Here is a 20,909-nt window from a genome sequence, read left to right as displayed (position 1 = left end):
CTGTGGATCCTGCAGACCGCGGTGGCGCTGGTGGCCGGCCTGTTCACCCGCTGGTTCCACCGCTGGGCGCTGCTGGCCGGCTGGGCGGCCGGCATGGCCTACGGCACCTGGAAGGCGTGGGGCATCTCCTCCCCCGCGACCAAGCACTTCGCCGGCAGCAGCGCGAAGATCCCGGTGATCGAGCAGGTCGGCTACATCGGCCTGACCGCGTTCGTGCTGAACCTGGTGGTGGCGGTGGTCCTGACCCTGGTCCTGCGGGCCGCGAAGGCCCCCGAGGGGACCGACGAGACCTCCCCGGCCGACTACCGCGCGGAGGCCGGCGACGAGGCCGTGGAGCAGGCCCCGCAGCCCGCCGTGGCGCACTGACCCGGAGCGCCCGGTAGCAGCAGAGAGGGGACGGGGGCCGCGCCAGGTGCGCGGCCCCCGTCCCCTCTCCCCGTACGGCGCTCAGTCGACGATCAGCAGGGTGGCCCCGTGCTCGGTGCCGGAGCGGTGCGCCTCGTGCCCGTCGGCGACCTGGTAGCTGCCGCCCCGGGGGGTGACCACCACCCGGCCGTCGTCCAGGGTGGTGGTCAGCTCGCCGTCGAGGACGTAGAGCACGTGGCCCTTGTGGCACCAGTGGTCGGCCGCGTAGCCGGGGCTGTACTCGACCAGCCGCACCCGGACCTCGCCGAAGTGCTGGACCCGCTGGCTGACGGTCCCCGTCTCGCCGGGCCGGGACTCCCGCGGCACCGCGCTCCAGTCGGTCGCGGTGAAGTCGAACCCGTCCAGTTTCATCGTTGTCGGCCCTCCTCGGCCTGCTTCACTTGATCGCCAGGATCCCTTCGAAGTGAAGGTACTTCTGGATGGTGGTGATGCTGGTGAACCCGACCTCGCGCAGCAGGTCGTGGGTCTCCGAGCTGCGCTGGGGCGCCATCACCGAACGCAGGCTGTGCGCCTTCTGGTAGATCTCGTCCGGGTCGAAGCCGTTGTCGAGCTTGAACTCGGCGTACAGCTGCTGGACGATGTCCTGGGTCCGCGAGTCCGGCTCCAGGGTCTTCTCGAAGAGCAGCAGGCCGCCGCCCTCGACCAGTCCGTCGCAGACCATCCGCATCGCCGTGTGCCGGTCGCCCGGCGGCAGGAACTGCAGCGTGTAGTACATGATGACGGCGTTGGCGCCGTTGTAGTCGATCGAGAGCATGTCGCCCTGGCGGATCGTCACGTTCTCCAGCTCGCGGCAGCGCTGCCGGGCGACCCGGACCATGTCCGCCTCGATGTCGAAGCCGATCAGCGAGACGTCCTTGCAGCACTCCTTCGCCGCGATCTGGGCGAGCAGCGTGCCGGTGGAGCAGCCGACGTCGATGATCAGGCCGCCGCGCCGGCTGAAGAACTCCACGCACTGGCTGATCAGGGCGTGGCCCTCGGAGTACAGCGGGACGCTCTTGCTGACGTGGTTGTCGAACTTCTGCGGGGTGCCGCCCGCGAAGGACCAGCGGGTGTCGATCGGCACGATGCCGTCGCCGACGTCCAGCAACCGCGGGTCGTCGGCCATGGCCTTCAGTTCGGCCAGTGCGGGAAGGCTCTCGGTCGCTTCGCTCACGACGTCTCCTGACGGCGGTCGGTACGGGCGGGCCCGGTGGCGGCCGCCTCCTCGGTCTGCGGATCCGCGGGGGGCGCGGTGGTGGGCACGGTGACGGGCACGGCCGGGGGCGCGGCGGGCGCGGCCGGGACGGGCATCTCCAGGCCGAGCGCGGCGGCCCGGGTCAGCACCAGGACGGCCAGCACCGCCAGCGCGACGGCGCCGAGCGCGAAGGTGGAGCGCAGCCCGAACCAGCCCACGAACAGGCCCGCGGTCATCGCGCCGACCGGGAGCGAGCCCCAGGCCAGCATCCGGTAGACGCTGGTGACCCGGCCGAGCAGCTCCTTCGGGATGGTCGACTGGCGCAGCGCCAGGCTGACCGAGCTGAACTGGACCACGGCGAAGCTGGAGCAGGTCAGCGCGAGCGCGGTGAGCACCCGGTCGTGGGCCAGCAGCAGCACCGTCTGGTCGACCGCCTGCAGGCCGACGGCCAGCGTCAGGCAGCCGCGCACGCCCAGCCGGTCGGCGATCTTCCCGGAGACGAAGCCGGCCAGCACGCCGCCGGCGGCCGCGCAGGAGAGCAGCAGGCCGAAGCCGGCCTTGCCCAGGTGCAGCACGTCGTGCGCGTAGAGCACGATCACCGCGTTGGTCGCGCCGGTGAAGAAGTTGATGGTCGCCGAGGAGGTGGCCAGGAAGCGCAGGGTGGCCTCCCGCCACATCCAGCGCAGCCCCTCGCCCGCCTCGCGCAGCACGCCGCGGATCCCGGGCCGGGGCGCCCGCGGCGCGCTCTTCGCCGCGGCGTCGGCAGCGGCGGCGTCGGCAGCGGCGGCGGCCCCGGGGCCGTCGGCGGCCCAGGTGGCGCGCGGCCCGGCCAGCGCGGGCAGCACCAGCAGGCCGGACGCGGCGAAGGAGACGCCGTCCACGACGAACGGCAGCGACACCGCGGCCGCGAACAGCAGGCCGCCCAGCGCGGGGCCGATGAACTCCAGGCCGAGCGTCTCGGCGGCCATCAGCCGGCCGTTGGCCCGCACCAGCCGTTCGGCCGGGACCAGCAGCGGCAGGGTGGTCTGCACGGCGGTGCGGAACACCGTGTCGGCGGCGGCCAGCAGGAACAGGGTGACCAGCAGCAGCGGGATCCGCGCGACGCCGACCAGCAGCGAGAACACGACCAGGGCCAGCAGGGCGCTGCGCACGAAGTCCAGGCCCGCCATCAGGCGGCGCCGGTCGAACCGGTCGACGGCGACGCCGCCGACCAGGCCCAGCAGCAGGTACGGCAGGGTGACGGCGACCTGCGCCCCGGCCACCACGGTGGGGTTGTCGTTCAGCGAGAGGACCAGCAGCGGCCCGGCGGTGAGCAGCACGCCGTCGCCGACGCAGGAGACCAGGCTCGCCGTCCACAGCAGCCCGTACCGGCCGGGGAGCCGGCTCAGCAAGAGGTCACGTCCCGCAGGCCCCAGTCGGTGAGCGAGTCCAGCAGGCCGCGCAGTCCGGCGTCGGACGGGTCGAGGCCGAGGTCGGCGGCGATCCGTTCGACCGGCAGGCCCGCGGCGAGGCCCTCGATGGCCCGGGCGGCGGGGCCGCCGATGCCGGTGAGGGTGTAGAGCTCGGCGGAGCCGTCGAGGCGGACCAGCAGCGCCCCGGGGGCGGCGGGCGCGTCGGCGAGGGAGGTGCCCTCGGGGTCGGCGAGCCAGCCGAGGATCTCGTGCTCCAGCCGGACGACGGCGCCACGCCCGGTCCAGCCGGGGACGGCCGGCTCGTCCGCCGTCGGCCCGTCCGCCGCCGGCCCGGGCCGGGCGCTGCGGGCGATCAGCCGGGCGGCGGTCCGTTCGAGGCGCAGCAGGTCGAGCAGCGGGCCGCTGCCGGGCCCGGCGGGCAGGGTGCGCTCCAGGTGGTCGAGGTACTCGGCGGTGACGGTGTAGACGTACGGGCCGCGGTCGGCCCAGCCGCTGGCCTCCACGTACCCGGCGGCCAGCGCGTCCAGGTCGTGGCCGAGTTGGCGCAGGGCCCGGGCGGTGAGCGGGGCGCCCTCGGCGACCGCGCCGGGGGTGACCCGCAGCAGGCGGTAGCGGTAGGCGTCGACGGCCCACTTCACGCCGGGGCCGTTCTTCGCGTACTCGGCGGCGATCTCGGTCTGCTCCGGGTCGAGGCCGAACTCGGCGGCGCGTTCCAGGACGTCGCCGGCGATGACGGCTTCGGCGAGGGCGGGTTCGCGCAGCACGCGCCGCCACAGCTGCCAGGTCCGTTCGGGGTTCACGCGGGCTCTCCGGGTCCGGCGGTGGTGGTGGCCGCGGCGGGGAGCGCGGTGGTGCGGCGGCTGTGCGGGCCGTAGACCCGGTCCCAGATCAGCGCGGCGCGCTCCAGGTCGCCGAGGATCAGTTCGGCGTCGGCGTGCGGGTCGAGTTCGCGGGTGTGCGAGGAGTGCGCCCGGCCCTGCACCTCCAGGACGACGGCGCCGGGGCGGGAGCGGGTGAGCAGGTCCTCCAGGGTCTCCCAGACCGGTTCGGGCACCCGGGAGTCGTGCCAGTCGTGGTAGACGCCGCCGGACCAGCTGCCGCCGGCCACGTGCACCTCGACCACCCGGTCGAGCGGGAGGGCGTCCAGGTAGGACTTCAGGGTGTACGCGCCGAAGTTGACCGCGTTGGTGTGGATGTTGTGCAGGTCGATGTGCAGGTGGGTGCCGGCCTTCTCGACCAGGGCGGCCAGGAAGTCCGGTTCGGCCAGGTCGGCGCCCGGGCAGGGCACGTAGTACGCGGCGTTCTCGTGCGCGAGCGGCACGCCCAGCAGTTCCTGCAGCCGGCTCGCCCGCTCGGCCAGCCGGTTCACCTCGGCCCGGGAGAACTGCACCGGGGAGCTCCACAGGTCGGACCAGGAGCCGTCCCCGTAGAAGCAGTGGTCGCTCATCCACGGGCTGCCGAAGCGCTGCGCGGCGGGGACGTGGCGCAGCACGGCGGCGGTGCGCTCCAGCGGTTCGAAGCCGAACTCGGCGCCGTAGTTGGAGTGCGCGATGACGGTGGGTTCGGCGGCGACCAGCGCGTCGATCTCGGCGAGCCGGTCGGGCAGGATCACGTGCGGGCTGTCCAACGGGGCGATGACGGTGTCGAGGAGGACCTCGACGGCGTCGATCCGCGACTCGTGGAAGGGGAACCACTCGGCCACTTCGGGGTTGTACTGCAGCCCGATGCCCAGCGGTGTCACTGGCCCGCTCAACGTCCTCACCTTCCGCTGCTGCCCTGCTCGGTGGTACCCGCGTGCTCGGTGGTGCTCGGTGGTGCTCGGTGGTCTTGGCAGTCAAGAACCGCCCGCTCAGGCAGCAGCGTGCTGCCGACGTCTGGGGTGGTGCGGGTGCTTCAGGGGCGCTTGTGGCCCCGGATCAGACGCTGTTTCAGCAGGTCGGGTTGCGGCGAGCCGCGGCCTCGCGGGACACAACGATCGTGGTGGTCTCCATGTGCGTCACCCCCCTCCAGGGATACGACATCACGCCGCGGGCGGTTCTTGACCGTCAGGACCACCGAGAGCGCCGGCGGTGACCGGCGGGTGACCCGGCACGAAGTCCACACCACGGATCTGGCGAGCACCAGTCCTCTCTCGAAGCTCGGCATTTCACCGGGCCTTCACGGTAGGGAAACCGGCCGTTGGCCGTGCGCAACACTCCCGCAACAGTACGGGCGTTGAGCTGCGGCTTCGCTGTCGCGACATCAGTGATCGTCCGGGGAACGGCAGTTCGACTGTGGCCATGACATGTCCGAAAAGCCATCCGTCCGGAGCGCATTCCGGACGGTCGGGGTTTGCGGAACGGACGCGGTGCATTTGCCGGTGATTGCGGCGTTCTGACGGCAGGTCGGGGCGAGAGCGCGGCCCGGACCCCTGGCACGCCGCGACGCGCCCGTGTTCGACTTCGGTGGCCACGGCCGCCGTTCCGGCGCGCCGGGGAACACGCGGCCGAACACCGCGGCGCGCGCGACGGCCGGGCGCCGGAGAGGACGAGGGAACGCATGGACATCGAGTTGGACTACTTCTCCCAGCAGCACTGGAACCGGGTCGCCGAGGCCCGCGGCACCGGATCCTGCGACGTCGGCGCCGAACTGGCGGCCTCCCTGGTCGCCACCGTCGCCGAGGCCGCCCCGCGCTCGGTGCTCGACATCGGCTCCGGCAACGGCGCCCTGGCCACCGCCCTGGCCACCGCGATCCCCGCCGCCCGGGTCCACGGCCTCGACTACTCCGACGCGGCCGTCCGGCTCGCCACCGAGACCGCCCGCACCCAGGCCGCCCCCGAGGTCCGCGACCGGCTCTCCTACTCCGTCGGCTCGGCCATGGAACTCCCCTACGAGGACGGCCTGTTCGACGCCGTCACGATGCTGAAGACCGCCTGGGTGCTGCCCGACCTGCCGGCCGCGCTGGCCGAGTGCCACCGGGTGCTGCGGCCCGGCGGACGGCTGTTCCTGCAGTCCTGGTGCGAGCCCGGGGAGTGCGTGGCGCTCACCCTGAGCGGCGCGGTGCTCGGCTCCGCGATCAACGGCTTCGAGCTGCCCGACGAGGCGATGGCCCCGTTCGAGCTGACCGCCGACCTGGTCACCGCCGAACTGGCCCGCGCCGGACTGCCGGTGACCGACCGCCGGACCTTCTCCCGGGACGTGGTGGCCGGCACCGCCGCCGAGTACTGGGAGAACCTGCGCTCGCTGGCCGGCACCGCGTACTGGGCCTTCGCCGTCCAGCCGCCCGAGTTCAAGGCCGCGCTCGACGCGAGCTGGGAGGAGCTCAGCGCCGAGCACGCCGACCCGGACGGGGTGCGGCGGCTCCCGCTCGGCTGGCACGTCTCGGTGGGCGGACGCGACTGAGCCGCCCGGCGCGGCGGATCGCGGTGCCGGGGCGGGCCGGGCCCGGCGGATTGCGGTGCCGCGGCGGGCCGGGCCCGGTGGCCCGGCATTAGCATGTCCAGCAGCGCCGATGAGCGGTGGCTGCCTTCGGATGGGTGCCCGGCTCGCGCTGACCTTGAGGAGTTGACCATGAGTCTCGACTTTGTCCTGCAGCCCAGTTCGCACCCCGCGCCGGAGGCCGAGCGGGCGGCGATCCTCGCCGCCCCGGCGTTCGGCCGCTACTTCACCGATCACATGGCGTCGGCGGTGTGGACCCCCGAGGCCGGCTGGCACGAGGCCCGGGTCGGGGCCCTGGAACCGTTCTCGCTGCACCCCAGCACCGCGGTGCTGCACTACGCGCAGGAGATCTTCGAGGGCCTGAAGGCGTACCGGCACGCGGACGGCGGCGTCTGGCTGTTCCGCCCGGAGGCCAACGCCCGCCGCTTCCAGCGCTCCGCCGCCCGGCTGGCCCTGCCGGCGCTGGACGAGGCGGACTTCCTGGCCAGCGTCGAGGCCCTGGTCAAGGCCGACGAGGCGTGGGTCCCGGTGCCGACCACCGAGGAGAGCCTGTACCTGCGCCCGTTCATGTTCGCCGCCGAGGCGTTCCTCGGGGTGCGCCCCGCCGAGCGGTGCGTCTACTCGGTGATCGCCAGCCCGGCCGGCCCGTACTTCGCCTCCGGCGTCGCCGGGGTCACCCTGTGGGTCAGCAGCCGCTACACCCGGGCGGCGCCCGGCGGCACCGGCGACGCCAAGTGCGGCGGCAACTACGCGGCCAGCCTGGCCGCGCAGGTGGAGGCCAAGGAGAACGGCTGCGACCAGGTCCTCTACCTGGACCAGGCGGGCGGCGAGGGCCGCCTGGAGGAGTCCGGCACGATGAACCTGTGCCTGGTGACCTCCTCCGGCGAGCTGCTCACCCCCGGTCTCGGCACGATCCTGGAGGGCGTCACCCGGGACACCGTGCTGACCCTGGCCGAGAAGTTCGGGCTGACCCCGGTGGAGCGCTCCATCTCCCTGGAGGAGCTGCGCGCGGGCTGCGCCGACGGCACGATCACCGAGGTCTTCGCCGCCGGCACCGCCGCGGTCATCACCCCGATCGTCGGGCTCAAGGCCGCGGAGTACGACTTCGCGGTGGGCGACGGCCAGCCCGGCAAGCAGACCCTCGCCCTGCGCGAGCACCTGCTGGACATCCAGTTCGGCCGCGTCCCCGACACCCACGGCTGGATGCGCCGGGTGCTGTGACCCGGATGCCGTGACCCCGCCCCGGGCCCCCGGGCGACCTGCCGGTGCCGCCCCCTGGCCGGTCGCCCCGGGCGGCCTCCCCGCCCCTCCCCGGGCCCGTCCCGTCCCGTTCGCCGTCCCGTCCCCCGGTTCTCAGTCTTCGGACAACTGCTCGACAAGCTCACGACAATGGCAGCAGGATGAGTGCCGCTGAGTCAGTTGTGGCCTGTGGGGGGGAAGTTGGAAGACGTACGGACCGACCTCGTCGCGATCGTCGGCATGGCTGCGAGGTTCCCCCGGGCGGCGGACCTACCGGAGTTCTGGGAGCTGCTGATCAGCGGCGGTGACGCGGTGGGCCCGGTCCCGCCGGACCGCTGGAACCCCGCGGACGTGGTCGATCCGACCCGGGAGATCCAGGCCGTCGGCGGCTTCCTCGACGGGGTGGACCGGTTCGACGCGGAGTTCTTCGGGATCTCCCCCCGCGAGGCCGAGGTCCTCGACCCGCAGCAGCGGCTGATGCTGGAGACGGTCTGGCGCACCCTGGAGGACGCCGGCCGCCCCGCCGCCGACCTGCGCGGCACCCGCACCGGCGTGTACATGGGCGCGCTCTGGCACGACCACGAACTGCTGCGCAAGGACCGCGGGGCGGGCGCCACCCAGCACAGCATCGTCGGCAACTCGCTCGACATCCTCTCCGCCCGGGTCTCCTACGTGCTGGGCCTGACCGGCCCCAGCCTGACCGTCGAGAGCAGCTGCTCCTCCTCGCTGGTGGCGCTGCACCAGGCGTGCCAGGCGCTGCGGCACGGCGAGGTGGAGGCGGCGCTGGTCGGCGGCTCCAACCTGATGCTGACGCCGGAGGTGACGGTCGGGCTGACCCACTTCGGCGGCCTGTCGCCCACCGGCCGCTGCCACGCCTTCGGCGCGGGCGCGGACGGCTTCGTGCGCGGCGAGGGCGTCGCCGCGGTGTACCTGAAGCGGCTGGACCGGGCGCTGCGCGACGGCGACCGGGTGCGGGCCGTGGTGGTGGCCAGCGCGGTCAACAACGACGGCGGCGGGGACAGCCTGGTGACGCCGAACCCGGCCGCGCAGTGCGACCTGCTGGAGCGGGTGTACGGCGGCGGCGCGGTGCCGCCGGACGCGCTGGCCTACGTCGAGGCGCACGGCACCGGCACCGTCCGCGGCGACGGCGCCGAGGCGTCCGCGCTCGGCCGGGTGCTGGGCCGGGCCCGCACCGCCGGGCCGCTGCACATCGGGTCGGTGAAGACCAACATCGGCCACCTGGAGCCGGCCGCCGGACTGGCCGGCCTGATCAAGTCGGTGCTGTCGCTGGAGCACGGCGTCGTCCCGGCCAGCCTGCACGCCGAGGAGCTGAACCCGGACATCGACTTCGCGGGGCTGAACCTCGCGGTCGCCCGGGAGCCGCTGGCGCTGGCGCCGGGCAGCCACATCGGCGTCAACTCCTTCGGCTGGGGCGGCACCAACGCCCACGTGGTGGTCACCGCGGCCCCGGACCGGGAGCCGACCCCCGGGGAGGCCGGGGACGAGGACGGCGCGGCGCCGTTCCTGCTGCCGCTCAGCGGCCACACCGCCGCCGCCCTGGAGCGGCGCGAGGCCGACCTGCGCGAGCGGCTCGCGGCGGGCGCCCCGGCCCGCGGGCTGGCCCGGACGCTGGCCTGGCGGCGCGACCACTTCGCCGAGCGGCGGGCGCTGATCGGCCCCGAGCTGGTGGAGGCCGCGGCGGGCCGGGCCCGCGAGGTGGGCCGGGTGGCGTTCGTCTTCCCCGGCCAGGGCGCCCAGTGGACCGGCATGGGCGCGGGCCTGTACGGGCACGACGCCGCGTTCACCGCCGCGATGGACGGCTGCGCCGAGGCGCTCTCCCGCCACGTCGACTGGGACGTGCGGGACCTGGTGACCGGCGCGGCGGACACCTCGACCGTCGAGCGGGTCCAGCCGGCGCTGTGGGCGATGTCGGTGTCGCTGGCCGCGGCGTGGACCGCCGCCGGGGTCCGCCCCGACCTGGTGATCGGCCACAGCCAGGGCGAGATCGCGGCGGCGACCGTCGCCGGTTCGCTGTCGCTGGCCGACGGCGCCCTGGTGGTGAGCCGGCGCAGCGAACTGCTGCGGCAGGTCGCCGGGTTCGGCCGGATGCTGGCGGTGGACCTGGGGCCGGAGGAGGCGCTGGCCGCGCTGGAGGGCTTCGAGGGCCTGGTCGAGCTGGCCGTGCACAACGGGCCGCGCTCCTGCGTGCTCTCGGGCGACGGCGAATCGGTGCTGCTGCTGAAGGAGATCCTGGAGGCCGACGGGGTGTTCTGCCGGCTGGTCGACGTCGACTACGGCTCGCACAGCCCGCAGATCGACGCCCTGGCGCCGACCATCGAGGCCGCCCTGGAGCCGGTGCGCCCGCGCCCGGCCCGGATCCCGATGCTGTCGACGGTGGACCTGGCCGACCTGGCGGGCACCGAGGTGGGCGCCCGCTACTGGGCGGAGAACCTGCGCCGCCGGGTCCGGTTCGCCGAGGCGGTGGAGCGGCTGCTCGACGAGGGCGTGACGCACCTGGTCGAGATCAGCCCGCACCCCGGGCTGGGCGCCGCGCTGCGGCAGGCCGGCGAGGCCCGCCCCGAGCCGCCGGCCGTGCTGGGCACGCTGCGCCGCGGCGAGGGCGCGCACCGGGACCTGCTGGGCGCGTTCGGCCGGGCGTACGTCTCGGGCCTGGACGTCCGCGGCCCGCGGCCCGCTGACGGGGAGCCGGTGGCGGTGCCGCCGTACCCGTTCCAGGGCACCCGGCACTGGGTGCGGCCCGCCCGGGGCGGTGCCCCGGCGGCCGGGCGGCTGGCGCTGGCGCTGGCGCCGTCCACCGCGCGGGGCGTCTGGGAGGGCGGGACCGCCCTCGGCCTGGACGCCCACCCCTGGCTGGCCGACCACCGGGTGCACGACGCCGTGGTGCTGCCGGCCGGCGGCTACCTGGCGCTGTTCCAGCACGCGCTGGCGGACCGCGCGCACGGGCCGCTGGTGCTGCGCGACGTCCGGCTGCCCTCGGCGCTCGCGCTCGGCGCGGAGCCGGTGCGGCTCGCGGTCACCTGGCGCCCCGGCGCCGGTTCGGCGGGCCTGCTGGCGGCCGCCTCCGCCCACGAGGGCGGCTGGACCGGGCACTGCCGGGCCCGGGCCTCCTGGGGCGGGCCGGTGGAGTTCCGCCCGTTCCCCGCGCACCTGCTCGACGCGCAGGAGTCGGACGCCGAGGAGTTCTACCGGCGGTGCGCCGAACGCGGCCTCGGCTACGGCCCGGCGTTCCGCCCGGTGGTCCGGGCGCACGTCGCGGACGGGCAGGCGCTGGTCGAGCTGGTCCGCCCGGCCGGGGCCCGGTCCGGCGAGCTGGCGCAGGCCCTGCACCCGGTGCTGTGGGACGGCGTCCTGCAGGCGGCACTGGCCGCCGGGGAGGGCCCGTGCGTCCCGGTGGCGCTGGCCTCCGCGGTGCTGGACGCGCCCGGGGCGGAGCGGCTGTGGGTGCACGCCCGCCGCCGCGGGGAGCTCTTCGACCTCGACGTCTTCGACGCCGGGCGCAACCCGGTGGGCCGGCTGGACGGGCTGGAGCTGACCGCGCTGCCCGCCGGCCGCCGGGACGCGGACGACCCGGCCGGCGACGTGTACCGGACGGAGTTCGAGCCGTCCGCGCGCCCGGACCTGCCGGCGCCGGCCGGGACGGTCGTCTGCGCGCGCACCGACCTGCTGCCGGGCGCGGCGGGGCTGGACGCGCTGGCCGGGGCCGGGACCGCGGTGTTCCTCGCCCCGGAGAGCGAGCCGGGCGGGGCGGCCGGGACGGTCGAGCGGGTCGAGCAGGCGGGGCTGGTCGAGCTGGCCGGGCTGGTCCGGCGCTGCCTCGCCGAGAACCCGTCGGTCCGGCTCGCCGTGGTGACCCGCGACGGGGACCCGGCGGCGGGCGGCTACCCCGGTTTCCTGGCCGTCCTGCAGGCCGAGTACCCGCAGTTCGCGGCCCGGCTGATCGAGACCGACCTGCCGTTGCCGCAGGGCGCCGACCGGCTGATGGCCGAACTCGCGGCCGGCGAGGACCGGGTGGTGCTGCGCGGCGGCGAGCGCCTGGTCGGCCGCCGGGTCCGCGGCGGCGCCTCCCGCACCCCCGCGCCCTGGCGCACCGGCGGCGGCACCGGCGCCCGGGCGTTCCGGCTGGACGCCGCCCGGCCCGGCAGCCTCGACTCGCTGGTGCGCCGCCCGCTGGAGCGGACCGCGCCGGGGCCCGGGCAGGTGGAGCTCGCGGTGTCCGCCGCCTCGCTCAACTTCATCGACGTGATGAAGGCGATGGGCGTCTACCCGGACGACACGCCCGACCGCGCGCTGCTGGGCCTGGACTGCGCGGGCACGGTCGCGGCGGTCGGCCCCGGGGTCGAGGGCCTCGCGGTCGGCGACCGGGTCGTCGCGGGCGGCTTCGGCGCGCTCGCCACCCACGTCACGGTGGACGCCCGGCACGTGGTGCCGCTGCCCGCCGCGCTCCGCCCCGAGCAGGGCGCGGCGCTGCCGATGGTGCTGGTGACGGCCTGGCACGCGCTGGTCGAGCTGGCCCGGGTCGCGCCGGGCGAGACCGTCCTGGTGCACTCGGCGACCGGCGGGCTGGGCCTGGCCGCGCTGCAGGTGGCCCGGGCCGCCGGGGCCGAGGTGATCGCCACGGCCGGCACCGAGGAGAAGCGCGCCCACCTGCGCGGACTCGGCGTCGAGCACGTCTTCGACTCGCGCGGGCTCGACTGGGCCGGGCAGGTGCTGGCCGCGACCGGCGGCCGCGGCGTGGACGTGGTGCTCAACTCGCTTTCCGGGGCCGCGATCCCGCTCGGACTGGAGGTGCTCGCCGAGGACGGCCGGTTCGTGGAGGTCGGCAAGCGCGACATCCACGCCGACACCTCGGTCGGGCTGGGCGCGTTCCGCCGCTCGCTGACCCTCGCCGCGGTGGACGTCGCCGGGATGCTGCGCCGCCGGCCCGAGCGCTTCGCCCGCCTGCTGCGCACGGTCTGGGACCGGGTGGAGGACGGCACGCTGACCCCGCTGCCCTGCCTGGTGCGGCCCTTCGCCGAGGCCGGGGAGGCGTTCCGGACGATGTCCCGGGGCGAGCACCTCGGCAAGATCGTGCTGACCGACCCGGCGCAGGCCGGGCCGGTGGTGCCGACCCCGCTGCCCGGCGGCCGCTTCCGGGCCGGCGGCACCTACCTGGTCACCGGCGGGCTGGGCGCGCTCGGCCTGTCCCTGGCGGAGTTCCTGGTCGACCGGGGCGCGGGCGCCGTCGCCCTGCTCGGCCGTTCCGGGGCGGGCGACCCGGAGCGGCTGGCCGCGCTGCGCGCCCGCGGCGCCGAGGTGGGCGTGTGGGCCGCGGACGCGGCCGACCCGGAGCGGATGCGGGAGGTGCTGGCCGAGGTCCGCGCCACCCTGCCGCCGCTGCGCGGCGTCTTCCACGCGGCGGGCGTCCTGGACGACGCCACCCTGGCCGGTTTCGACGCCGAGCGGCTGGAGCGCGTCATGCGCCCCAAGGTGGTGGCGGCCCGGGTGCTGGACGAGCTCACCGCGGACGACGAGCTCGACCTGTTCGTGCTCTTCTCCTCCGCGGCGGCCTTCGTCGGCACGGCCGGGCAGGCCGCCTACGCCGCCGCCAACAGCGGCCTGGACGCGCTCGCGGTGCGCCGCCGGGCCGCGGGCCTGCCGGGCCTGAGCGTGCAGTGGGGCCCGGTCGCCGGGATCGGCCTGGCCGCCCGGGACGCCGGCCGCGGCGAGCGCCTCGCCGACCGGGGCATGGGCGGCGTGACGGCCGCGGACTGCTGGCGGGCCCTACTCTCCTTCGTCGAGGGCGACGAGTGCGTGGTCGCCTACGTGGCGCTCGACCCGCAGCGCTGGATCGAGACGTACCCCGCGCTCGCCGCGCTGACCAGCTGGCAGTCGCTGGCGACGGCGCAGCGGGCGGTGGCCGACAGCGGGCTGCGCGACGTCCCCGCCGAGCAGCGGCTGCCGCTGCTGGAGGCGGTGGTCAACCAGGAGGCCGCGCAGGTGCTGCGGGTGGACCCGGACGCGATGGACCGGGACACCCCGCTGAAGGCGCTCGGCCTGGACTCGCTGATGTCGCTGGAGCTGCGCAACCGGCTGGAGACCAGGCTCGGCCTGCGGCTGAGCCCGACCCTGCTGTGGAAGTACGGGACGGCGGCGCGCCTGAGCACCGCCCTGTCCGACCTGCTCGACACCACCGGAACGGGGACCCATGGCTGACCGGCCGATCCTGACCGCGGCGGAGGTCCAGGCCCTGCTGACCGAGTACTTCCCCGACTGGAAGGGGCTGCGCGTCGCCGAGGTGACCGCGACCGGCCTGGTGTGCACCGCGGACCCGGAGGCGCTGCCCACCCGGCCCGGCGGCACCGTGTCCGGCCCGGCGCTCTTCGCGATCGCCGACGTCTCGGCCTACCTCGCCGTCAGCGCCTTCCTGGGCGCCACCCCGGCGGCGGTGCTCACCTCCAGCAGCGCCAGCTTCCTGGAGGCGGTCGAGCCGGCCCCGCTGCGGGTGCGGATCGAGGCGGTGCGGCTGGGGCGGCGCACGGGCGTCTTCAGCGCCACCGTCGAGGACCTCGGGGGCGCCCCGGTGGTGGTGGCGACCCTGCACTTCGCCTTCCCGGGGCGCCGGGCCCGCGGCTGACCGGGCCCGCGACGCAGTGGGGGGCGGCCGTCGGCCGCCCCCCACCACCGCGTTCGCGGGTCAGCGCGGCGGTTGCCCGATGCCGGCGGCCACCGCGTGCAGGCCGCCGTCGGCGTGCAGGACCTGGCCGGTGGTGCTGGCGGCGAGGTCGGAGAGCAGGAACAGGACGGCGCCGACCACCCGCTCCGGGTCGGTGCGGTCCCAGCCGAGCGGGGCCCAGCGCTCGTAGTGGTCGGCCAGCGCGTCGAAGGTGCCGACGCCCTTGGCGGAGAGGGTCTCCAGCGGTCCGGCGGCGACCAGGTTGACCCGGACGCCGTCCGGGCCGAGGTTCAGCGCCAGGTAGCGGGCGACGGCCTCCAGCGCGGCCTTGGAGACGCCCATCCAGTCGTAGCCGGGCAGCGCCCGGCTGCTGTCCACGGTGAGGCCGACGATGCTGCCGCCGCGGGCGCCCTTGGCGAGCAGCGGGGCGAGCGCGGCGGCGAGCCGCTGCAGCGAGTACGCGGAGACCTGGAAGCCGGTCATCGCGCTGGCCGCCGGGGTGGCCAGGAAGTCGCCGCCGACGGCGTCCGCGGGCGCGTAGGCGACGCTGTGCAGCACGCCGTCCAACTCGCCCCAGCGGTGGGTGAGTTCGTCGGCGAGGGCGGCGAACGCGGCCTCGTCGGTGACGTCCAGTTCGAGCAGGCCGGGTTCGACCGGGAGCTGCTTGGCGGCCTTGCGGGTGATCCGGGCGGCCCGGCCGAAGGAGCTGAGCAGGATCTCGGCGCCGGAGCGCTGCAGGGCCGCCGCGACGTGCCAGGCGATCGACTCCCGGTTGGTGACGCCGGTGACCAGGTAGCGGCGGCCGGTGAGGTCGAGGCCGGTGCCGGTGCCGGTCGTGGTGGCGGTGGTGGCGGTCATGGTGCTCCCAGTACCAGGACGGCGTTGTGTCCGCCGAACCCCAGCGAGTTGGACAGTCCGGTGGTGCGGGCGCCGCCGGGCGGGGCCAGTTCCCGGGCCGTCCGGAGGTGGTCGGCCGGTTCGAGCGCGGGGTCGGGCCGGGACAGGCCGAGGGTGGGCGGCGCCCAGCCGGTGCGCACCGCGTCGAGCGTGACGATGGCCTCCACCGCGCCGCCCGCGCCGAACAGGTGCCCGGTGGCGGCCTTGGTGGAGGAGAGCGGGAGGGCGGCCGCCCGTTCCGCGCCGAGGGCCAGCCGCAGCGAGCGCAGTTCGGCCTCGTCGTTCAGCCGGGTGCCGGTGCCGTGCGCGTTGACGTAGTGCAGGCCGGCCGGGTCGGTGCCGGCGTCCGCGAGGGCGCGCCGGACCGCCAGGGCGGCCATCGCGCCGTCGGGGGCGGGGGCGGTGAGGTGGTGGGCGTCCGAGCTGGCGCCGTAGCCGAGCACCAGGCCGAGGATCCCGGCGCCCCGGGCCAGCGCGTCCTCGACCCGTTCCAGCACCAGGACGCCCGCGCCCTCGCCCATCACGAAGCCGTCGCGCTCCTCGTCGAAGGGCAGGCAGCGGCCGGTCGGGGAGAGCGCCCCGGCGGCGGCGAACGAGTCCCGCACCAGCGGGAGCAGGGCGGCCTCCGCGCCGCCGACGACCATCGCCCGGGCCGCCCCGGAGCGCACGGCCCGCAGGCCGTGGCCGATGGCCTGGGCCCCGGCCGCGCAGGCGCCGGACACCGCGAAGGACTCCCCGCGCAGCCCGTGCCGGGTGCTGACCGCCACGGCGGCGCTGTTGGGCATCATCAGCGGGACGGTCAGCGGGGAGCCGGACGCGGCGGCGCCGGCCTCCGGCACGCCGCCGAGGCCGGTGCCGATGACGCAGCCGATCTCCTCCGCCGGGTAGGGCAGCCCGGCCGACCAGCCGGCCTGCCGCAGCGCCTCCTCGGCGGCGACCAGCGCGAACTGGGCGAACCTGGCGTTGCGGCGGCGCTCCCGGCGGCCGAGGTGCTCGCCCTCGTCGAACTCGGTGCAGCGGCCCTCACCGGGGCCCAGGCCGCTCTCGCCCGCCTTGAGGCGGGCGGTCAGGACGGCGGCACCGACGCCGAGCGGGGTGACCGCACCGACGCCGGTGACCGCGACGGCAGAGGTCAACTGGCGGCCTGCTCGACGATCCTGGCGACGAGCTGGTCGACGGTGACCCCGGCGAGCTCGGGGCGCGGGATGGTGACGCCGTACTCGCGCTTGATGGTCGCCATCAGCTCGGCGGCGTCCAGCGAGTCGATGTCCAGGTCGTCGAACTTCGCGTCGGGGGAGATGGTCTCCTCCTCGACCCCGGACTCGACGAGCTCGACGCGGATGAGGTCGAGTACCGCCTCGGCGGTGACAGACATGGTCGTTCCTTACTCTGGTGCGTCAGGTGGGTCGGGCGCGCCTGCTGCGGGGCGCAGGGTACTGCGGGTGCTGCGGAGTACAGCGGTGCTGCGGGGTGCCGGGCTCGGAGCGGCGTGCGCTCAGGGCCGCTGGAAGGCCGGCGACTGGCCCTGCGCCCAGTACCACTGGCGCCAGTAGCTCTCGGCCAGGTCCAGCCAGGTGCCCAGCCGCTCGGAGCTGTCCAGGAAGTGGTTCAGGCTGACCATCAGCCAGCTGTAGACCGCCTGGCTGTCGCGGCAGCCGCCGCAGTCGCCGGAGGTGCAGCAGAACTGCAGGGTCTTGTAGTCCGCGCCGTACACCGCGAAGCCGTCCAGCACCGGGTTGCCGTTGCCGACCCGGAGCTCGTGCTCCGGCATGTCGACGCTGATGCTCGGGCAGACGTCGTAGCCGAACTGCCCGTTCCAGTGGGTGCGTCCGGTGATCAGCGTCTCGATGAAGTACGGGTGGCTGACCACGGTGTCCGGGTACAGCTCCTTGACCCGCAGCGCCTCGGCCAGGGTGCGCTGCTCGTTCTCGATCCGCAGCGGGTGGTCGGAGCCGTGCTCGCTGTAGAAGTTGAACGTCACCAGGTTGCCGTTGTCGCGGATGGCCCGGACGGTGGGCTCCACGTACTCCAGCCCGTCCTCGGACAGCGCGAAGACGAAGGTCACCCGGGGGTCGTCCTTGTAGTGGCCCAGCCCCTTCTCGAACAGGCCGGTGAACGAGGAGCCGTTGGGCCGGTGGGCCCGCAGCTGGTCGTCGAGCGGGCCGCCGCCGAAGAGGCTGATCCCGATCGCCACGTTCTCGTAGCCCTCGCGGGGCAGCGGCCGCAGGCCGTTCGAGGAGATCGTGATGTACGGGAGCTCCTCGACGAACGGGCGGACCCGGTCCAGCACCAGGGTCGGCTCGCCGCCGATCAGGGTGGCCTGGGTGACGCCGTCCGCGGCGAGCTTCCGGGCGAACTCCCGGATCAGGCCCGGGTCGGAGGTCTCCTTGACGGCGGTGTCGAAGCCGCCCTCGAAGTACCAGCAGCCCTTGCAGCGGATGTTGCAGGTGGTGGTGAGGTGCACCTCGCAGGCGCGCACGCGGTGCCCCATGCCGCGGAGCGTCTTGAGCCGCTCCGCGTAGTCCGGCCGGTCGGCGAGCAGGCCGCGCAGGCGGGCCTTGGACTCGGCGCGGGACGGCGGACGGGGGGTGATCACGACAGGGGTGGCCATGGCGTCTCCGGGACTCACTCAGGGACGCGCAGGCCGAGATTGGCGATGCGCGGCAGAACCTTCTCGCGCCAGGCCTCGATGGCCTCGGCATTGGTGGTCTTGCGCAGGCCGTAGCGGACGGCCAGCTGGGAGCGCTTGGTGTTGGGGCTCCCCAGGATGCCGACGAACATCGGCCACAGCCGGTCCAGCGCCGCCTGCAGCTGCGCGCGGCCCTCCTCGGTCTCGGCGAGGTTGCGGCAGACCCGGGCACCGTGGGCGATGTGGATCTTCTCGTCCAGGATGATGGTGCGCACGGCCTCGGCCCACGGCTTGTAGCTGCTCTCCGCGAACTCGCGGAGCATCACCATCGCGGTCTCCTCGCCGATGTAGGAGTAGATCCCGCGCTCGGCCCAGGTGGTGCAGTCGTGCATGCGGTCGTCCGCGAACAGCACCCGCTCGGAGATGGACTGCGTCTCCATGTAGGAGGTGTCGACCCCGAGGTCGGCGAGGATCCGCTTGCCGATCTTGTAGTGGTCGTACTCCTCGGTGGCGCGCTCGGCGCACACCTGGCGCTCCTCCGAACTCGGCGCGAGCGGCAGGAACATCAGCGCGTAGTCGTCGCCGCCGGAGAGTTCGCCCTCCGTGTTGATGGTGATCTGGCTGATCAGCATCTTCTGGTAATCGCGGGGCATCCGCCGGAATTCCTCCGGCGTCCGCACCACGACTTCCTCGTCGTCTAAGATCTGCGTCGTCATGTGCCCTCACCTCTTCGGCTAAAAACGCCGGGAGGGGTGCGCGCCACCCGTTGACCGGACGTCAGGGTGCGGCAGCTGAGCGGGAATTCCCCCCCGGTGGCTCACCCCGACCCTGCCACAACCGGTCGTGTTCGGGCCAGACCCGTGTGATGAGTGATCGTCAAACTCCAGTACTATGAACCGGTTTGACCGGTCCTCACCGCCACTCCCGTCTCACCATGCAGAACAGTCACGGAACTCGTCCTGCGGCCGCCACCGGCGGTCGCTAGACTCCCGCCGGTGCACTCGACTCAGGACCCGGCAAGCACCGCCGGCCCGCTGCGCCGGGCCATGGAAACCATTCGCACGCTGCGCGCGCAGTTGGACGAACGGCGCGAGAACGACCGGATCGCCGTGATCGGCACCGGTCTGCGCGCCCCGGGCGGGATCTCCGACCGGGCGTCCTACTGGCAGGCGCTCACCGAGGGCCGCGACCTGACCGGCGAACTGCCGGAGCAGCGCCGCCGCGCCTTCCCCGGCGGCTGGGACGGGCTGCTCACCCGCGGCGGGTACCTGGAGGACGTCCTCGGGTTCGACGCGAAGTTCTTCGGGATATCCCCGCGCGAGGCCCGCGGCCTGGACCCGCAGCACCGGCTGCTGCTGGAGGTCGTCTGGGAGGCGTTCGAGGACGCCGCCCTCCCGCCCGGGCGGGTCGCCGGATCCACCGGCGTGTTCGTCGGCATCACCGGCCAGGACTACCGGCAGTGGGCCGACGGCGAACCCAACTCCTCCTGGCTGATCGGCAACGGCCACTGCTTCGCGGCCGGCCGGATCGCCTACACCCTCGGCCTGCAGGGCCCCGCCCTGGCCGTCGACACCGCCTGCTCCTCCTCCCTGGTCGCCGTCCACACCGCGGCCCGCGCCCTCGCCGCGGGCGACTGCGACACCGCCGTGGTCGCCGGGGTCAACCTGGTGCTGGCCCCCCGCTCGACCGCCGAGATCGCCCGCACCGAGGCCCTCTCCCCCACCGGCCGCTGCCGCCCTTTCGACGCCCTGGCCAACGGCTTCGTCCGCGGCGAGGGCTGCGGCGCGCTGATCCTCAAGCGGCTGCCCGACGCCCGGCGCGACCGGGACCGGATCCTCGCCGTCATCGAGGGCAGCGGCGTCAACCAGGACGGCCGCTCCTCCGGCTTCACCGCCCCCAACGGGCTCGCCCAGAGCCGGCTGATCACCTCCGTCCTGACCGCCGCCGGGCTCGGCCCCGAGGACGTCGGCTACCTGGAGGCCCACGGCACCGGCACCCCGCTCGGCGACCCGATCGAACTCGAAGCCGCCCGCACCGCGCTCGGCGGCACCGGCCGCCCGCTGCACGTCGGCTCCGTCAAGGCCAACCTGGGCCACGCCGAGGCCGCCGCCGGAGTCCTCGGACTGATCAAGGCCGTGCTCTGCCTCCAGCACCGGCGGATCCCCCGGCAGGCCCAGTTCGAGACCCTGAACCCGCGGATCGAGATCGCCGGCAGCGGCCTGACCGTCCCCACCGCGACCGTGCCCTGGCCCGCCGACGCCGGGCGCCGCGCGGCCGTCAGCTCCTTCGGCATGAGCGGCACCAACGCCCACGTGGTGCTCGCCGCGGCTCCCGAACCCGCGGGCCCGGGCCCGGACGCGGACGCCGACGCCGACGCGCCCGTGCGCGGCTTCCCGATCAGCGCCCACCAGGACGAGGCGCTGCGCGAACTCGCCGCCCGCTGGGCCGAGGACGTCACCCGGCACCCGTACCCCGCCTTCGCCCGCACCGCGACCCACGGCCGCACCCGGCTCGGCCGGGCCGCCTGGATCACCTCCGCCGACCCCGCGGAGGCCCGCGCCGCGCTGACCGCCCTCGCCCGGGGCGAACAGGACCCCCGGGTGCGCGAACTGCCCCCCGGCGAACCCCTCCCGGACGGCGCCCCCGCCGACGACCGCCCGGCCGCCGACCTGCCCGGCTACCCCTGGCAGCGCACCCCGTACTCGATCCGGCCGCTCTGAGCCCACCCCCACCCGCCCGGGCGGCCGGGCCGGCCGGCACGGCACCGCGCACCGGCCGGCCCCCACCGGAGACCGGCGCCCGGACGGGGAACCCTCCCCACAGAGGGCCCCGCCCGCCCGCCGGCCGGGCTGCTCGACGGGCGCGCCGCCCGGGGACCGGTGGGTCCCGCGGCCGACGCGCCCGAGGATGAGCGGCACCGCCGGGGACACCGGTTCCTCCGACCGTGTCCTGTGACAACGAAGATGGACGGTTTGCCAGTGAAGTTGGACTGACGCTAGCTTGCGACAGCGAAGTTGGATCTGTGGGGCAGTCGTCAGGCGG

15 protein-coding genes and 1 pseudogene are annotated in these 20,909 nt (G+C 75.1%); 6 read left to right on the top strand and 10 right to left on the bottom strand.

Annotated elements, in window-relative coordinates; translation table 11 throughout:
• Window positions 1–366, top strand: a pseudogene (locus ABD345_RS37360) (sodium:solute symporter); the annotation flags it as partial.
• An 81-nt stretch (window positions 367–447) separates the two neighbouring features.
• Here the strand turns inward: ABD345_RS37360 and ABD345_RS37355 are convergent.
• Genes ABD345_RS37355 through ABD345_RS37335 form a run of 5 tightly spaced genes read right to left on the bottom strand, consistent with a single transcriptional unit; the run spans window position 448 to window position 4,765 of the window.
• Complete coding sequence (locus tag ABD345_RS37355) at window positions 448–777, bottom strand: DHCW motif cupin fold protein (protein ID WP_344558911.1); 330 nt, start codon at window positions 775–777, stop codon at window positions 448–450.
• A gap of 25 nt (window positions 778–802) precedes the next feature.
• The gene (locus ABD345_RS37350) at window positions 803–1,579 is read right to left on the bottom strand and encodes a methyltransferase domain-containing protein (RefSeq protein WP_344558910.1); all 777 of its coding nucleotides are present in this window, start codon (window positions 1,577–1,579) and stop codon (window positions 803–805) included.
• Window positions 1,576–2,991 (bottom strand): MFS transporter, encoded by a 1,416-nt coding sequence (locus ABD345_RS37345; protein ID WP_344558909.1) that lies wholly within the window; start codon window positions 2,989–2,991, stop codon window positions 1,576–1,578. Before ABD345_RS37345 ends, ABD345_RS37350 begins: the two co-directional genes overlap by 4 nt.
• Window positions 2,985–3,812: a hypothetical protein gene (locus ABD345_RS37340; RefSeq protein WP_344558908.1), complete on the bottom strand. Its 828-nt coding sequence runs from the start codon at window positions 3,810–3,812 to the stop codon at window positions 2,985–2,987. The genes ABD345_RS37345 and ABD345_RS37340 overlap by 7 nt, the downstream gene beginning before the upstream one ends.
• Window positions 3,809–4,765: an MbnB/TglH/ChrH family RiPP precursor modification enzyme gene (locus ABD345_RS37335; RefSeq protein WP_344558907.1), complete on the bottom strand. Its 957-nt coding sequence runs from the start codon at window positions 4,763–4,765 to the stop codon at window positions 3,809–3,811. Before ABD345_RS37335 ends, ABD345_RS37340 begins: the two co-directional genes overlap by 4 nt.
• A 785-nt stretch (window positions 4,766–5,550) precedes the next feature.
• On the opposite strand from ABD345_RS37335, the gene ABD345_RS37330 reads away from it, so the two are divergent.
• The 4 genes from ABD345_RS37330 (at window position 5,551) to ABD345_RS37315 (ending at window position 14,302) form a co-directional block, all read left to right on the top strand.
• Window positions 5,551–6,393: a class I SAM-dependent methyltransferase gene (locus ABD345_RS37330; RefSeq protein WP_344558906.1), complete on the top strand. Its 843-nt coding sequence runs from the start codon at window positions 5,551–5,553 to the stop codon at window positions 6,391–6,393.
• A gap of 168 nt (window positions 6,394–6,561) precedes the next feature.
• Window positions 6,562–7,650 (top strand): branched-chain amino acid aminotransferase, encoded by a 1,089-nt coding sequence (locus ABD345_RS37325; RefSeq protein WP_344558905.1) that lies wholly within the window; start codon window positions 6,562–6,564, stop codon window positions 7,648–7,650.
• A 183-nt stretch (window positions 7,651–7,833) separates the two neighbouring features.
• On the top strand, window positions 7,834–13,881 hold the full coding sequence (locus ABD345_RS37320; RefSeq protein ID WP_344558903.1) for a type I polyketide synthase: 6,048 nt from the start codon (window positions 7,834–7,836) through the stop codon (window positions 13,879–13,881).
• Window positions 13,874–14,302, top strand: a complete 429-nt coding sequence (locus ABD345_RS37315) for a PaaI family thioesterase (protein WP_344558902.1) — start codon at window positions 13,874–13,876, stop codon at window positions 14,300–14,302. Before ABD345_RS37320 ends, ABD345_RS37315 begins: the two co-directional genes overlap by 8 nt.
• 60 nt (window positions 14,303–14,362) lie before the next feature.
• On the opposite strand, the gene fabI is transcribed toward ABD345_RS37315, so the two are convergent.
• The 5 genes from fabI to ABD345_RS37290 all read right to left on the bottom strand — a co-directional run bounded on the left by fabI (window position 14,363) and on the right by ABD345_RS37290 (window position 18,583).
• Window positions 14,363–15,199 (bottom strand): enoyl-ACP reductase FabI, encoded by an 837-nt coding sequence (gene fabI / locus ABD345_RS37310; RefSeq protein ID WP_344558900.1) that lies wholly within the window; start codon window positions 15,197–15,199, stop codon window positions 14,363–14,365.
• The gene (locus ABD345_RS37305) at window positions 15,196–16,374 is read right to left on the bottom strand and encodes a beta-ketoacyl-[acyl-carrier-protein] synthase family protein (RefSeq protein WP_344558898.1); all 1,179 of its coding nucleotides are present in this window, start codon (window positions 16,372–16,374) and stop codon (window positions 15,196–15,198) included. The genes fabI and ABD345_RS37305 overlap by 4 nt, the downstream gene beginning before the upstream one ends.
• Complete coding sequence (locus tag ABD345_RS37300) at window positions 16,371–16,613, bottom strand: acyl carrier protein (RefSeq protein WP_344558897.1); 243 nt, start codon at window positions 16,611–16,613, stop codon at window positions 16,371–16,373. Before ABD345_RS37300 ends, ABD345_RS37305 begins: the two co-directional genes overlap by 4 nt.
• A 120-nt stretch (window positions 16,614–16,733) precedes the next feature.
• Entirely contained in the window at window positions 16,734–17,849 is a 1,116-nt protein-coding gene (locus tag ABD345_RS37295; RefSeq protein ID WP_344558895.1) for a 4Fe-4S cluster-binding domain-containing protein, read from the bottom strand.
• Between the two features lie 14 nt (window positions 17,850–17,863).
• Window positions 17,864–18,583, bottom strand: a complete 720-nt coding sequence (locus ABD345_RS37290) for a Phenylacetic acid catabolic protein (RefSeq protein WP_344558893.1) — start codon at window positions 18,581–18,583, stop codon at window positions 17,864–17,866.
• Between the two features lie 279 nt (window positions 18,584–18,862).
• Between ABD345_RS37290 and ABD345_RS37285 the strand changes: the two genes are divergently transcribed.
• Complete coding sequence (locus tag ABD345_RS37285; RefSeq protein ID WP_344558891.1) at window positions 18,863–20,587, top strand: beta-ketoacyl synthase N-terminal-like domain-containing protein; 1,725 nt, start codon at window positions 18,863–18,865, stop codon at window positions 20,585–20,587.
• Window positions 20,588–20,909: the final 322 nt, after the last annotated feature.

The organism is Kitasatospora saccharophila (assembly GCF_039529925.1).
GTDB lineage: Bacteria > Actinomycetota > Actinomycetes > Streptomycetales > Streptomycetaceae > Kitasatospora > Kitasatospora saccharophila.
Note: the sequence above shows the minus strand (reverse complement) of the source record. Positions and strands in the feature narration are given on the sequence as shown.

What these genes read in the sequence shown, in the direction of transcription:
- ABD345_RS37330 (WP_344558906.1), top strand. Translation starts at nt 5,551, where the DNA reads ATGGACATCGAGTTGGACTACTTCTCCCAGCAGCACTGGAACCGGGTC.
- ABD345_RS37300 (WP_344558897.1), bottom strand. Translation starts at nt 16,613, where the DNA reads ATGTCTGTCACCGCCGAGGCGGTACTCGACCTCATCCGCGTCGAGCTC.
- ABD345_RS37315 (WP_344558902.1), top strand. Translation starts at nt 13,874, where the DNA reads ATGGCTGACCGGCCGATCCTGACCGCGGCGGAGGTCCAGGCCCTGCTG.
- fabI (WP_344558900.1), bottom strand. Translation starts at nt 15,199, where the DNA reads ATGACCGCCACCACCGCCACCACGACCGGCACCGGCACCGGCCTCGAC.
- ABD345_RS37355 (WP_344558911.1), bottom strand. Translation starts at nt 777, where the DNA reads ATGAAACTGGACGGGTTCGACTTCACCGCGACCGACTGGAGCGCGGTG.
- ABD345_RS37295 (WP_344558895.1), bottom strand. Translation starts at nt 17,849, where the DNA reads ATGGCCACCCCTGTCGTGATCACCCCCCGTCCGCCGTCCCGCGCCGAG.
- ABD345_RS37325 (WP_344558905.1), top strand. Translation starts at nt 6,562, where the DNA reads ATGAGTCTCGACTTTGTCCTGCAGCCCAGTTCGCACCCCGCGCCGGAG.
- ABD345_RS37290 (WP_344558893.1), bottom strand. Translation starts at nt 18,583, where the DNA reads ATGACGACGCAGATCTTAGACGACGAGGAAGTCGTGGTGCGGACGCCG.